We start from the raw sequence: 14,661 nt of genomic DNA on the forward strand, positions 1-14,661 counted from the left end.
AAACTCATTTAAATCACTTTGCTATTAAGTACAAATTGATTCTTAGAGCGAACCAGATTGCTTGGCAGGAGCTTAAAAATATGGCAGCTTAAAATTGACCGTGCGTAACATGAGTTATTAAAGCATCATATAAGGTTTTCGCATGTGAGTACTTCGCTGGATGCTCTACTTCAACGCGTTTCACCATTTTTTCAACTTCAATAAGATGCCTTTCAAAAGTACCCAAATCATGCTTATGGTGTGCAACATGTTTTTTGAAATCAATTGCTGCCTCTACTTTATTAAAAGCTAATTGTTCATGCTTAGTCGCAGCATCTATACGCTCCTCAGTTTGACGCCGAGCCTCCTGTAAAGAGGGAGGGAGCTCGCCTAAATCCCTTATTGCCTTATTAACAATATCGTTTAGTTGATGTTTTAATTGTCGAGCCTCTCTATGCAGCTCCTGAACATTAGTAGCATTGCCGCTGAATTGGATGGGAAAAGTTTTAATTTGTGCCTCATATCCTGCAATAAGCCGTTTAATGAGGCCTTCTGCCATGTTATTAATTTGCTCTGTTTTAGCCTGTCGAGCAGCGACCACTTCGGCCTTATCGTTGATCGAAGCATACTCTGGTTTGAGTGCTAACTTATTAAGTGCGGCTAATAAAAATTCTTTACGGGCATTTATTTCTGTTTTCGTACCGGCATCCCTAAAATGAACATGCAGAACTTCTATATCTTTTACATAATGAGCAATTCGTTCTTTTGAGCTCAAAACTTGCGGTTTTACATTCACGTCAAGAAACTCATAAAGTTTCGCCATCTCAGCTGAGATAGGAACTCCTTTACGCAGGGGAGCTTTAGCTTGCTCAAGAGCTTTTAATAAATCGTCATCCTTCAATAGATGAATTTCTTGAACTTTGGCAGCTAATTTCATCACGCGCTCAGGGGTAAGCTCTTTAAATAATTTCTCTTTTTCTTTTATGTTAAGTAGGCCATCACCGTAAGGATCTTCATATTGATCTTTAAAGCGCTCAAAAGCTTTCAATAGTTCCACTGGCCCTTTTTTGTTCGCTTTATGTAGCGAAGCTGAAACTTCTTCTTGGATATGTTGCACAAACTGAGGTTTTTCAGCGTTAATTCGCTCCGCAATTGCCCGATCAATAGCTTGCGATTTTTCAATAAATGCCTGGGTTATTTCTGTGGGATCAGCGGTCATACCTAAAGTACGTTTAGCTTCTACATATTTAGGCTCATTAAGCATAGCCCTTAAACGGCTCGCTGATTCCTCCATTTCTCTTGCTGTACCGGTTGTATTTGGAATAAATTTTTGTACATCATCAATATGTTTTGCGATCACAGCTCTTGCTTCTTGTTGGTTGCAATTAATTAAATGTCTATTGTATTCCCTATTAATTACCTCTAACTTTGCCATATAGGCATGATAAACCTCTGGTGGATCGGATAATAAATTAAGTGTTTGTTTTGCATTTTGATATTCAAATGCACTGAGGATAGTCGCAGCCTGAGTACGTAAATAACTAGCAGTGCGATTAATAGCTACCCGATTATTAACATCAGAAAAAACTACAGGCATTGCATTCATTTGCGCAGCGATCCTGTCAATAACTGCTTGGGCTGCAACTCTTGCCTGTAGCTCATTTTCACCAGTTAACCAACTAGCTAAATGGGCAGGACCATTACGGGAGACTTCATTTTTAAACCCAGCAGAGGAGCCCGGTTGAAAAGCATCCATTTGCTGTTGCGCAATTTCGGTTAAATATTTGGCCAGAGCAGGATTAGTGCTATTTAATCTATATAAACCTTCAAAGAGCACCTTCGGATTAGCACAAAGACTCCGGGTAAAATAATCATTAATAAATACGCTATCGATAGCAGCAGGATTTATTGCTGCCACCTTAGTAAGTAAATCGCTCTTAATCGCATTAGTCGTTGTTAAAAAATAATCGAGCATTTTTGAGTTTTGAATTGAAACAGGCAGTACCTGACAAGCCTGGGCAATATTAAAAATATGGGCACTAAGGAAATTTTTAAAATGCAAATTTTTTACTTCACTTAGACTACCGGTTAGGTAGCAGTTCATCAACTCTCGCTCAATTTGGTCTTTAACTGCAGAGTGGCTATAACCTAAGGCCGTAATTTCTTTAACTGCGTTATCAAAAAATACTTTTATAAAAGTAGGTGATGATAATTGCGCTTGCATGACTAAATTATTGGATGATCTAGCATGGACTCCAAAACTATATAAGGCTCCGGCGGTTGTTTGTATAGGCAAAGATGCTAGTAAGCTTGGATCAGGATGAGCTAATAACTGACCGACTAAGGCTTGAATAAAATGGGAGGGATTGCCCTTATAGTAATGGATATTATTACAAACAAAAGCACGTTGATTTGGATCAGCGAGCAGCTTTTCTAGAATAGGGAAAAGCTCTGGGTTGGTTTTATGTAAATTACCGATAAATTGCACATCGCTTACATCCAATGGTCTATGGGGTGGTTGTAATAACTCACCATCAATAAGGCATTCATTAAATGTCTATTGGTATGAGCACGTTTTCCTAATTCTACATCGCATTGGCATAAGAGATTAGTCACCAGAGCATGCGTTGGTGTCATACTAAAATGACTGAACCAAGCTGACCGCCTTTTTAATTCAGCGATCGTGAATTTTTCAATTTTAGTTGGCGAATTATCCCAGGGGTTAACTAAATGAAACTCATACTCTCCTGGAATGCTGGGATGTGGGGTTATTTTATCGACTCTTAATGCATGGGCGCTATGTATTCTTCCAAAGGCATCTGGTTGACCATAATTCATCTCAATGTAAACTGGAGAATTGGGATTAATTTGTTTGAGGTGGATAAGCTTTTGTATGTTACTGTTAAAATTGTTCGATCTAGAAACCATGTCATGATCACCAAATAGCTTGTCTGTATGCATACCCATTAGGGTAGCAACAAAACCAGGTGCGGTGTCTAAATAGCGCTCGCCACGTCCCATATGATTGTGGGCTAAAATACTTTCCCCAATTCCGGCCACTCGAGGGGGTTTTACGTAATAATAGGTACTTAAACGTTCTAAAAGTTTTACTGCCAAACAATTGCTGCTCGATACCCCTCGTTTGGGTACTCTGCTATCACTATCAATTCGATCCACCTCAGCTTTAGGTATTATCCATTCATCAAAATTAGGATCGCGCTTGTCTAAAATATATCGGGAGCCAATAACAGCAGGATCTAGATGGGAAGAATGCCGATTACGGGGAATTTTTATTCCAATTGAACCATCAGGATACTCAATAAAACGTTGTCTCGCTAAATCTCTTCCCCCCTCCACCACATTTAAAGCAAGATCTAAACTCGTTAATAGATAGCAGCTACCGACTTCACCTTGAATTATTTCAGCCCTAACACCGTTTGGTGGAAATAATGGGGTTCTTGGCATAATATTTTCCAATAACAAAGATCATATTTTAAACATATAGTTCAATATTATTAGAGATCAAGTTTAAGAAACCATAGAAAATAAATCTAGGCAAGGCATTTAAACCTTGCCTAGTGGCTTTAAGCTCCTAACCCATATTATCGGAGGAGCTGCTGAAATAGGCTTACCGCAATTGTAGACAGGCTTCTCTTACCCCAAAACTACAGTAATTTAGACCCCTACCAACGTAAGGCATCCAGCCCTAAACGCTCGTTAAGTTGGTAAAGATATAAGCTAGGCACCTCATTATAAAGACTTCCTAGATGCAAAGCAGTGCCCCAATTACCATCAAAGTTTTTAGGACTTGGTTTTCCTAAAACGCCAACAGCCCAATTATTTGAGCCAGGAGGAGTTTGGTTATGAAAACTATTAGTAATAGAGTTCCATATGACACCATAGCCAATAGTCCAGCCATGCCCTGATCCCATGTTTCCTCTATTCATAAATTCAACCCGACCATTAGGAAGCACCGCATTATCTACTAAAAGCCCGGCGCTCCAGCGCATATGGGGCTGTATGCTGCCTCTATTTCCACTGATCTGAGTCATATTAAGAATTACATTAGGCCCCTCCACGGTAGATCCTGACATTACAAAAAAATAATTACCTCCATTGCTTGTGGGTAACTGCGGACTCGACATGGATGCATTCCGAATAAGTACTTGAGAGCCCGATAAGTTAAAATCCGCTGCAGAACCATCCGTACTTGGCTGCAACTGAGAGCGTGCAATTGAAAGATTGTTTAACGTAATTCGTTGGCATCTTTTATTACAGCTCACTGCTCCGCCACCAAAATCCGTCATTTGGATATTCTCCATCCATGCATCGACGACATTATTCATAGAAGCAAAGCTCCACAGAGGAGAGGAAATAGGTACGTTAAGAAAAGCACCTTGAGCCTGAATATTCTCAAGGCCTACTTGCGAAATACGATTATTGGTGGTGTATTTACTTATAAATGCTCCCCCCAAGGATTGTGTGTACAAAGCATCAATAGGTTGTGGTAAGGCCGCATCCAAGGTAATTTGAGTTGAAGAGTTCACATTTTTTATTACCCGGTCAATAGAAATCTTACTTCCTGGCGTTAACCATACTTGAGGCGCTCCATCACGTACTAGCTTATCCATACCCATCGAAGCAATCCACTCAGCAGTCACTGGAATTTGAATACTGATTGAATCTCCTGATTTTAAACCGCTTGTACTATCAAGATTAATTACCTCTGCGCCCAAAGGCACATAGCTATCGCTAATCGTGTATTTTTTAGTCTCTAATCGGTCAGCAGTTTTCGCACCAATTTGGAACAATACCTTAGGCTCTCCTTGGGCTACAAAAACAGTAGCTCCATTAGGATCTCCTTGCAGTACAATACCGCTGGTATTAATATTTATGGTGCTAGCTATATTCCACGTGCCTGCACTTAATAAAATAGAACCCCCATTCCTAAAACCATTAACAAGCGGTTGTTTAGCCTGTTCATCAATAGCTTGTTGGATTATTAATCCAGCATCAACAGTAGGATCCTTCGGAGCTGTTAGGGTAATTACGGGGAACACAATGGGGCGTGCAACCCCTCCTCCCATATAGCCTGCAGTTGAGAAATCCATGATCTTACCGCCATTTTCCACCATGCCGTACTCTATTTTTTGGGTGGAGGGTTTACATGAACCAGATCCACGGCTTCATTTTGACTGTAGATAACATAACTTATAGGACGGGTGGAAAAGAAATTCGTACCATCTAGCAACTGTGCTGATGCCTGACTATACGGAAGGTGGAAGCCTGAACGATCACTATTTTGAAAAGCTTCAATCCAAATACCTGAAGCCAACTTCAAAGAATTAAATCCTAAAGGAATAGTGCTTGAGGCCCCACTTTGTTCATAATCACAGCTCATAGAACCGGTATAGTTTTTATTATAATATAAACAGGCTTTACGTATTAATTTAATTGAGCCGAGTGTTAAGCCTGATAGGGGTAAGGTTGTCGCAGCGGATGATGAGGCCAGTAGTGTACTACTTCCTAAAAAATTGGCCTGGCTGTAAATAACTGCATCCACAAAAGCAGGTAGCGTCATTGCATCGGCAGTGGCATAGGGAGTAGGAATCGTTGCCATAGCATCCGATTTGAGACAAAGTTTTTTACTGTCCTTAACTATACAACCAGTCTGGATAGCTGAGGTTTTAACTTGAAAGGCTGCTGATAACTTAGCGATAGCATCATGAATGGTCATGTCTAGCAAGGTTTCACTACTATTTTTTTTTACTGTTTTAAGCGCTTCAAAAGCACTACCTGTAGAGGTTGAGCATATAGCATTGCCCACTGTCAGCCCACAAACAATGCCATACATGGCACGGGTCAATTTCTCCATTTATCGCTCTCCGTATAATTAAATTTATTATGCTCGCATATTTACTACCTACTCCTGATTTAAATCCACTTAAGACACTAATTTATCTTTTAAACATTTTCATCTACATCCATACAATCAGTATAGTAGAGATTAGAATAACAAGTATTATTTGAATGATTTGATTGAAATTTGAGAGAGGTAGTATACCTCTCTCATTAATTTAGATGGATACTAGTTCTGGAGAACGTAACTGAGGAGGAGGAATAGCACATCCAGTCATTGATAGTTCTTCCGGACTAAATAAACTAGGATATAAACCGGATTTGGGGTGGACTACAACTGTTTCTTGTTTGCGCAGCTGCTCGTAATACCTACAGTCAAATTTTAGATCACCAATAGTTGCTTCGGTGATATCCCCTCTGCGTAATGCCCGCGCTGTTTGTAACAAGGCTTGTGTATCCTTATTCTTTTTGTTTCCAAAATGACGGTTTAAAAAAGAAGGTAAAGCCTCTTCGCTGTGTAATACACGATTTATTTCAATCCGTATTGCTGCTAAAGCGCATCTCACTTTAACTGGATCAATTTGCTTTTCAACTAGAGCATCCTCTTCATCTTCACTTACCGCAAAGCGTAAGGGTTCGGACGGGTCAATAGCTCGTTTATTCGATCTTTTTTCAACAAAATCATAAATTGAATTCATGGTAAAAGCACCGAGACCTGCACCTACACTTGCCACACAAATGCCGGCAGCGATAAGCATACCAACAGGACTAATATTAAAGGCTAGAGCAACTAGTACAATAGGCTCAGCAGCAAAGAGTAAGGTAAGCGTCGTTGCTAGTGAACTAAAAGTCAAAGCTGTTGATGACATTAAGACTGCGCGCATCCAACCTTCGTTATACCAAAGTCGCTCTGCACTGTTAATAAATTGGTGAAATAAGTAATACCAGGCGGTTAATGCAGCGGCAGCGGCCGAAAAAACCAAACCAGTAATGATCATTGCTGCCCATAATGCCGTGGAATGGGTGGATTTATTTGATTTATTTATAAGAGTGGGTCTGTGCAGGAGGGAGGAGTTGGGATTTAAATTTTCGTTTAATTCTACCCAGTTGAAGAGCTTTGGATCTGAACAGTTGTATATATATTGTGGGGAAGTGTTGATTAGATAATTATAAGGAGATCTCGGCGGGTTAAAGCTACGTTGTTTATCTGGCGAGAGCCCAGCAAACAACGGCAAGGCATAAAAGATGGTATGAAAGGCCGTATATACCTTCTCTTTTTCCCCACGGGGTAAATGATTCAAGCTTCCTTGAGGAGATTCGACAGCATATTGGGTTGCTAAAAACAACTCTCTATATACTGCCTCTACATTACTACTACCAAATCGTTTGGTGCATTCCTTGTAATGGTTTAATAAATTCCCGTAAAACAACTTCAGATTATTATCTGTAAACTTGCTAGTACGATTTGGCATTTATTACTCCTACATCTTTAGTGCCTCTCTATTTGGGCATGGTTAATTAAACTATTTACATATAAGTCATAGTCCATCATCCCATAGCTCGCTTCGATTTGCTGAATCAAGCTATCTTTTTGCTCCTTATCCAGCGCACCTAATGTTCCATCATTAATGTGCTTAAGTCTTACCACAACATAATCACCGTTCTCTAAAGTGACTCCATCACGGCTTTCAGGTCGTAAAAGATTAAAGGCTAAATCATTAACTAAATTATTGGATTTTTCACCATCTCTAGAGGCCTTTTCTACAGAACTCCACTTTAGTTGATGGGCAGCAATTAAATCGCGTTGTTTTTGATCTTCGACGGGATTTAATAAATTCTTGCCAATTTCTTTTGCTTTAATCTCTGCAGCATTTTTTAGCAAAAGAGTTTTTATTTGTTCTTGGACCATGGTTAAGGGGAGTTCTTTAGTAGCAATATGATCCTTTACACGCAAGACCACCACCGAATCATTGTCTAATTGAATCGGCTCGCTGTTATTTCCTAACTCCATTACATCATGACTGAAAGCGGTGTTAACTAACTGCTTATTTTTACTCAGATCTTCCGTTCCACCTGCTCTAGAAAAAGGAAGTGAGTGTTGAATTTTTAAATTTAAGGCTTCGGCTACTGGCGCTAAGGAATCAGGAGTTTGATAGCTTAAATCAGTAAGCTGTTCTAAGGCTTGGGCATATTGAGCCTGCACCATATCTGCAGCTAATTGCTCTTCAATGGTGGACTTAACTTCAGTTAAATTTTTAGTAGTAACAGGCTTGTAATCAATTAATTTAAAAATTTCAAAGCCATGCTTTGTTTCAAGGGGTGTTGAAATTTGACCTGCTTGAGTTAGTGGAGATAATAACTTACTGTATTCACTTTGGCCTGCAACAATCCAAGGAAGAATACCTTGTTCAGGTAAGGATAATTTATCATCAGACAGGGAGAGTAATTGCTTAAAATCCTGAGGATTTTTTTGCAATTGAGCATAAGCGCTATCTGCTTTCTTTTTGATTTCCTCCTTTTCATCAAGCGAAGCACCTTCAGGAACTGCAAATAAAATATGAGCAACTTTCCATTGGGCGGGAGTTAAATAATTACTTTGGTTCTCGTTATAATAGCGACTGATATCATCTTCAGAGATTTTTATTTTGGAGCGGAGGTCGCGCATCGATAAGGTCACATAATCTACACTGACCTGTTCCGGAGACATGAACTCTTTTTGGTGTTCTTTATAATATTTGTTTATATCGTCTGCAGAAATAGTAATTTGCTTCTCTAAGCTTGCAAGCGGGATAGTCAGATAATCATAATCGCGGGTCTGCATATATAATCGAACGAAACGTTTAATCTCTGAAGGTAAGGCAAATGAACTTCCCATGAAAGCAAAACGTTGTTGATTGAGTAACATCCCTTGGCGCACTTCGTTCTGGAAGCTTTCCGGGGTAAATAAGGCTGCATTTAAGGCTTGTTGATAACGTTCACTCGAAAAATGGCCGTCTTCCTGAAATTGAGCAATTTTCACTATCGCAGCATTGGCCTGCTCAGGCCCAACTTCAAAGCCATTACGACGAGCTGATTGAACGGTTACTTCATTCGTAACCATCTGATCTAACACTTGGTTTTGTAAGTTCTTTTCATCAGCCGCAGTCAATTGTGCAAGATCTTCTTGAGCGCGAGCACGACGATAATTCACCTCAAAGGCTTGATTGGTTAAGGGTTGACCATTAATCACGACTTTGGCGTTAGAAGTTTGGTGACTTTGTAAATAATAATCCACACCAAAAAGAGTAAAGGTTATAGCAATCAATACTATTACTAGCCAAGCTACAACACCTTGTATGCGTTCGTTTAACTTCTGTAACATGTTACATGATCCATTTTTGTTAAGTGCCTTGAGTGCGAGCGTATTCTAACGTAATAACGTCTCCCACTCAAGGACAGTCTATTTATCAATTTTTATGGTAAAAAATAAGAACACAATAACAATTTAACCCTGTTAACTCGCAACCTAATGAGCATTTATCCCATCAAATTTAACGGCATCATACATCAGATAACTTAAGTAATTATTAAGTCGATAAACTAGAGTAATAAAAATTATAGTGCCTACATTTATAGTGAAAGTCTCATAGCCTTAGTTTGGGATAGATATCCATCCCCAGACTTATCTTTTCAAAAAACTCTAAAGTTATATAAAAAAGGGGCGATATATTATTAAGTTTTAAATAAGATGGTGAATTATGGATGTTTCAAGCATTGCCAGTGCAGTAAGTGCAACGTCACCTGGTTCATTAGCCCAGCAAGCAGGAGTGGCCATTTTAAAAAAAGCTCTTGATTCAGAAGCGAGCGCTAGTTTACAGTTGATTAATTCAATTAAAACCCCCACAGCGAGTAATCTTCCTTCTAATTTGGGGCAGAATATTAATGTTGCTGTATAATGGAATCAATCTGTGCAGCGCTACCTAAGCTCAGCTTGAAACTAGTAAAATCATTATCCTTATAGATTGCTTAAGCTTGAGCAAATTGCTTAGCAATGCCCCATCATCACAGAAAAAGATTATTCCATCCGGACGCAGTTTCATTCACTCGTATGATTACAATTGCAGCTGATGAGTAAAAAAAACGCACCTTGCGGTGCGTTAATCGTGGCGGAGTGGACGGGGCTCGAACCCGCGACCCCCGGCGTGACAGGCCGGTATTCTAACCAACTGAACTACCACTCCATTTTTGGTGGGTGCTGTAGGGATCGAACCTACGACCCTCGCCTTGTAAGGGCGATGCTCTCCCAGCTGAGCTAAGCACCCGAAAAACTTAAGCTTCTTGTACAGCTTCTTTTAAATTCTTACCTGCTTTGAATTTAGCTACTCTTGATGCTTTAATTTGTATCACTTTACCAGTCTGTGGATTTCTTCCAGTTCTAGCTGAGCGATTACCTGTAGAGAAAGAGCCAAACCCAGGTATTACAACTTGATCACCTTTTTTTAGGGCATCTGTAACAGTAGCCATAAAAGTCTCAAGAACTCTGCTTGCGTCTGCTTTTGTTAAACCAGCGCCGCTTGCCATAGCATCAACTAATTCACTCTTATTCATCTTTTCCCCTTTACTGTTAATCATCCTTATCCAGAGCTGATTTAAACAGATTGAACTGCTCCAGTCAAGTGTCTTCACATCCTTGCTGCTGCCCGCCTGTAGCGGGTCAACGAGAAGGAATATACCCGTTCTTAATGGGTATGTAAATCATTATTTTTAATTTTTTTTGCTTTTTTATCAACTATAACAGCATCTTGTGTATTTTCTGAACTTTCTATCCAAGGGCTACGCTGTAAAGCAAGCTCTAACACTTGTTCTATAGTCTTCACTGGATGAATTTTCAGTTTGCGCAAGACATTATCCGGTATTTCCTCTAAATCTTTCACATTCTCATCTGGAATAATTACATGCTTAATTCCACCACGATGAGCTGCCAAAAGTTTTTCTTTTAATCCACCTATGGGTAAGACTTGGCCTCGTAAGGTAATTTCACCGGTCATTGCCACATCAGCTTTTACAGGGATTTGGGTAACAATAGACATCAAGACTGTACACATTCCAATACCAGCACTAGGTCCATCTTTAGGAGTAGCCCCTTCAGGAACATGCACATGGAAATCATGCGTATCATAAAAATCAGCACTTAATCCTAATTTATCAGCTCTACTCCGAACCACAGTCATCGCAGCATGAATTGATTCTTGCATCACCTCACCGAGTTGCCCAGTATGGGTGACTTTACCTTTACCTGGCATTATTGAAGCTTCAATGGTTAATAATTCACCACCAACACTGGTCCAAGCCAGGCCTGTTACTTGGCCAATTTGATCAAATTGCTCCGCAAGCCCATATCTAAATTTTTTCACTCCGAGATATTTTTCAAGATTACTCACTGTCACATTCATCTTTTTAATTTTTTTATTCGAAAGAATTTCTTTAACGACTTTCCTACAAATATTCGCTATATCGCGCTCTAAATTACGTACCCCTGCTTCACGGGTATAATGCCGTATAATATCGCGCACTGCAGCTTCACTTATGGTGATCTCTTGATTCGTTAGTCCATTGAGTACTACTTGTTTCGGAATTAAATATTTCTCAGTAATGCTTACTTTTTCATCCTCTGTATATCCTGCTAAACGGATAACTTCCATTCTATCTAATAAAGGCGCAGGAATTTCCAATGAATTTGCTGTAGCAATAAACATTACATCGCTTAAATCATAATCAACCTCTAAATAATGATCGCTAAACGTATGATTTTGTTCTGGATCTAGAACTTCAAGCAAAGCAGATGCTGGATCCCCTCGAAAATCCATAGCCATCTTATCTACTTCATCAAGCATAATTAAAGGGTTTTTTACTCCAGCTTTGCAAAGTTTTTGGATGATTTTACCTGGCATCGATCCAATGTAAGTTCTTCGGTGGCCTCTAATCTCAGCTTCATCACGTACACCGCCCAAAGCGATACGGATAAAAGTACGTCCTGTTGCATTAGCAATAGATTGACCTAAAGAGGTTTTACCTACCCCTGGAGGACCTACTAAGCATAAAATAGGGCCTTTCAAACGTTTAACTCGTTGTTGTACTGCTAAATACTCAATAATGCGCTCTTTAACCTGTTCTAAACCATGGTGTTCTTTATCTAATAATTTTTCTGCTTTGAGTAAATCGAATTGAATTTTATTACGTTTTTTCCATGGTACTAAAAGCATCCAATCTAAATAATTACGAATGACAGTGGCTTCAGCGGACATTGGCGACATCATTTTTAGTTTATGCAGCTCAGCCAGTGCTTTTTCTTTAGCTTCTTTTGGCATTCCGGCTTTATTAATAGAGCTTTCTAATTGATCTATTTCACTACCCTCTTCGCCAAGCTCGCCTAATTCTTTTTGGATAGCCTTCATTTGTTCATTTAAATAATATTCACGTTGGCTTTTTTCCATCTGCCGTTTAACCCGGCCGCGAACCCTTTTTTCTACGTGTAATAGATCAATTTCACCCTCTATAGCGGCCATTAGTCGCTCTAAACGGGTACCAACATCTACAGTTTCTAACAGATCCTGCTTATCATCTACTTTAAGCGTCAGATGTGCTGCAATGGTATCAGCTAATCGGCCAGGTTCTTCGATTCCCGCTAAAGGGGATAAAACTTCTGGAGGAATTTTTTTATTTAATTTGATGTATTGTTCAAATTGAGACATCAAAGAGCGCATTAAAATGCCTACTTCCTGATCTTTTAATGTTTCATTAGCATCCGCTATTGCTTCTAGGGTTGCTTCTAAATAGCCTTTGTCTTGGTGATATTCTTTCACCCTAGCACGCTGCTCACCTTCCACTAGAACTTTTACTGTACCATCGGGAAGTTTTAATAGTTGCAAAACGCTCGATAAAGTTCCAACTTCATAAATATCTTCTGGCGAGGGATCATCATTAGCTGATTTGCGCTGAGCTACCAGGAAGATTTGCTTGTTATCAAGCATTGCGGCTTCCAGTGCTTTAATGGACTTACCTCGGCCAACAAACAAGGGGATAACCATATGTGGGTATACTACTACGTCTCTTAGTGGTAAAACGGGTAAATGAGACATTGCCCCTGCTTCATGCGATACAATTTCATTTTCAATAGACATAATGACCCTTATTCAATAAAACTTAGTTATAGATCTTATATTACTAGGAGTATACAGATATTAATACCACTGAACAATTCGTTAAAAATAAGCTAAGTGATTGATTATTATCATTTAGCCAAATGTCCTTCAAAAAGATAACCTTATTTTAGACTATTAAAGTGCTCACTGCCTGTATAATCGTGAATAAAATTAGGACGTTCCAGATTTACCCCATAATTAAGGTCCTAGAACCTAAATTAGAATCTTAGTTAGTAACCATCCAGCATAAGCAAGCTAAATCAGCTACTAGAATAGTCACTTGAGGAAGAAGAGATGATATTTCCATGTTAGAATTAAATCTAACATGGAAATTATAGATACTTATTCTTTAGAGCCAGCTGCACTCTTTATCTCATCTTGCTCATAAATGAGAATGGGTTTGGATAAATTACTCACTACACTCTCATCTATAACAACTTTATTCACACCTTCTAATGAAGGTAGATCATACATGGTGTCTAAAAGGATATTTTCAAGTATAGATCTTAAACCACGAGCACCCATTTTTCGCTCTAATGCTTTTTTAGCAATAGCCACTAAAGCTTCTTGTCTAAATTCCAGGTCTACACCTTCCATTTTAAACAAAGATATAAATTGCTTAGTCAAAGCATTTTTAGGATTAGTCAAGATATCGATTAAGGCTGCTTCATCTAGCTCTTGTAAAGTAGTAATAACGGGCAAACGACCAACAAACTCTGGAATTAAACCAAATTTAATTAAATCATCTGATTCTAACTGGGTTAAAACCTTGGATACTTCTTCACCCGAGTTCTTCTTATTTTTAAGTTGTGCTGAGAAGCCAATGCTTGATTGATCATTACGTTCGCGGATTACTTTTTCTAAACCAGCAAAGGCACCACCGCAAATAAAGAGGATATTAGAAGTATCTACTTGCAAAAATTCTTGTTGCGGATGCTTTCTACCGCCCTGAGGAGGAACAGACGCGACAGTTCCCTCAATAAGCTTCAATAATGCTTGCTGTACGCCTTCACCTGAAACGTCTCGAGTTATAGAAGGGTTATCCGATTTACGAGAAATTTTATCAATTTCATCGATATAAACAATACCCTGTTGTGCTCTATCCACATCATAGTCACACTTTTGTAATAATTTTTGAATAATATTTTCTACGTCCTCGCCCACATAACCAGCTTCAGTTAATGTGGTAGCATCTGCCATGGCAAAAGGAACATTTAAAATGCGAGCTAGAGTTTGCGCTAAAAGCGTCTTACCGCTGCCTGTAGGACCGATTAATAATATATTACTCTTACCTAATTCAACCCCATCATCGCTTTTATGCTGTAAGCGTTTGTAATGATTGTATACTGCTACAGATAATACTTTTTTAGCATGCGTTTGACCAATTACATATTCATCAAGGAATGATGAAATTTCTTTTGGTTTAGGTAAATGGGTTTCGGATTCTTCATGAACTTCTTGAGTTTCTTCCCGAATGATATCATTGCATAACTCAACGCATTCGTCACAAACAAATACCGAAGGTCCTGCGATTAATTTTTTTACTTCATGCTGACTTTTGCCACAAAAAGAGCAATATAGAACTTTATCTCCACTTCCGCTACCGGATTTACTCATAACCAAACCCCTTCTTACAACAATT

The 14,661-nt window shown here is 39.0% G+C and carries 10 protein-coding genes and 2 tRNA genes; 1 reads left to right on the forward strand and 11 read right to left on the reverse strand.

Annotated elements, in window-relative coordinates; all coding sequences use genetic code 11:
* Positions 1-88: 88 nt before the first annotated feature.
* From ELY15_RS02490 to ELY15_RS02515, 6 genes are all read right to left on the reverse strand, one after another.
* Positions 89-2,467 (reverse strand): hypothetical protein, encoded by a 2,379-nt coding sequence (locus tag ELY15_RS02490; protein WP_158617401.1) that lies wholly within the window; start codon positions 2,465-2,467, stop codon positions 89-91.
* A gap of 5 nt (positions 2,468-2,472) precedes the next feature.
* On the reverse strand, positions 2,473-3,444 hold the full coding sequence (locus tag ELY15_RS02495) for a hypothetical protein (RefSeq protein WP_127098079.1): 972 nt from the start codon (positions 3,442-3,444) through the stop codon (positions 2,473-2,475).
* Between the two features lie 218 nt (positions 3,445-3,662).
* A complete protein-coding gene (locus tag ELY15_RS02500; protein ID WP_127098080.1) occupies positions 3,663-5,090 on the reverse strand; it encodes a hypothetical protein in 1,428 nt (475 codons plus the stop codon).
* 32 nt (positions 5,091-5,122) lie between these two features.
* Positions 5,123-5,854, reverse strand: a complete 732-nt coding sequence (locus ELY15_RS02505) for a hypothetical protein (protein ID WP_127098081.1) — start codon at positions 5,852-5,854, stop codon at positions 5,123-5,125.
* Between the two features lie 202 nt (positions 5,855-6,056).
* Positions 6,057-7,310, reverse strand: coding sequence for a hypothetical protein (locus tag ELY15_RS02510; RefSeq protein WP_127098082.1), 1,254 nt, complete (start codon positions 7,308-7,310; stop codon positions 6,057-6,059).
* Between the two features lie 17 nt (positions 7,311-7,327).
* The gene (locus tag ELY15_RS02515) at positions 7,328-9,199 is read right to left on the reverse strand and encodes a SurA N-terminal domain-containing protein (RefSeq protein WP_127098083.1); all 1,872 of its coding nucleotides are present in this window, start codon (positions 9,197-9,199) and stop codon (positions 7,328-7,330) included.
* A 376-nt stretch (positions 9,200-9,575) separates the two neighbouring features.
* On the opposite strand from ELY15_RS02515, the gene ELY15_RS02520 reads away from it, so the two are divergent.
* On the forward strand, positions 9,576-9,773 hold the full coding sequence (locus tag ELY15_RS02520) for a YjfB family protein (protein WP_127098084.1): 198 nt from the start codon (positions 9,576-9,578) through the stop codon (positions 9,771-9,773).
* Positions 9,774-9,981: 208 nt separating this feature from the next.
* Here the strand turns inward: ELY15_RS02520 and ELY15_RS02525 are convergent.
* The 5 genes from ELY15_RS02525 to clpX form a co-directional block, all read right to left on the reverse strand.
* A tRNA-Asp gene (locus ELY15_RS02525) sits at positions 9,982-10,058 on the reverse strand.
* Positions 10,059-10,063: 5 nt separating this feature from the next.
* Positions 10,064-10,139: transfer RNA gene (locus ELY15_RS02530), tRNA-Val, on the reverse strand.
* A gap of 7 nt (positions 10,140-10,146) precedes the next feature.
* Positions 10,147-10,425: an HU family DNA-binding protein gene (locus ELY15_RS02535; protein WP_199744151.1), complete on the reverse strand. Its 279-nt coding sequence runs from the start codon at positions 10,423-10,425 to the stop codon at positions 10,147-10,149.
* 131 nt (positions 10,426-10,556) lie between these two features.
* On the reverse strand, positions 10,557-12,998 hold the full coding sequence (gene lon / locus ELY15_RS02540) for an endopeptidase La (protein ID WP_127098086.1): 2,442 nt from the start codon (positions 12,996-12,998) through the stop codon (positions 10,557-10,559).
* A 363-nt stretch (positions 12,999-13,361) separates the two neighbouring features.
* Positions 13,362-14,636 carry an ATP-dependent Clp protease ATP-binding subunit ClpX gene (gene clpX / locus ELY15_RS02545; protein ID WP_199744152.1) on the reverse strand — a complete coding sequence of 425 codons (1,275 nt, stop codon included), beginning with the start codon at positions 14,634-14,636 and terminating at the stop codon, positions 13,362-13,364.
* Positions 14,637-14,661 lie beyond the last annotated feature (25 nt).

The sequence above is a fragment of the Legionella sp. km772 genome (assembly GCF_003989735.1).
Lineage (GTDB): Bacteria > Pseudomonadota > Gammaproteobacteria > Legionellales > Legionellaceae > Legionella.

Excerpts from the sequence above, each read along its gene's own strand:
- ELY15_RS02495 (WP_127098079.1), bottom strand. The coding sequence starts at position 3,444 with ATGCCAAGAACCCCATTATTTCCACCAAACGGTGTTAGGGCTGAAATA.
- ELY15_RS02500 (WP_127098080.1), bottom strand. The coding sequence starts at position 5,090 with ATGGATTTCTCAACTGCAGGCTATATGGGAGGAGGGGTTGCACGCCCC.
- ELY15_RS02505 (WP_127098081.1), bottom strand. The coding sequence starts at position 5,854 with ATGGAGAAATTGACCCGTGCCATGTATGGCATTGTTTGTGGGCTGACA.
- ELY15_RS02510 (WP_127098082.1), bottom strand. The coding sequence starts at position 7,310 with ATGCCAAATCGTACTAGCAAGTTTACAGATAATAATCTGAAGTTGTTT.
- ELY15_RS02515 (WP_127098083.1), bottom strand. The coding sequence starts at position 9,199 with ATGTTACAGAAGTTAAACGAACGCATACAAGGTGTTGTAGCTTGGCTA.
- ELY15_RS02520 (WP_127098084.1), top strand. The coding sequence starts at position 9,576 with ATGGATGTTTCAAGCATTGCCAGTGCAGTAAGTGCAACGTCACCTGGT.
- ELY15_RS02535 (WP_199744151.1), bottom strand. The coding sequence starts at position 10,425 with ATGAATAAGAGTGAATTAGTTGATGCTATGGCAAGCGGCGCTGGTTTA.
- lon (WP_127098086.1), bottom strand. The coding sequence starts at position 12,998 with ATGTCTATTGAAAATGAAATTGTATCGCATGAAGCAGGGGCAATGTCT.
- clpX (WP_199744152.1), bottom strand. The coding sequence starts at position 14,636 with ATGAGTAAATCCGGTAGCGGAAGTGGAGATAAAGTTCTATATTGCTCT.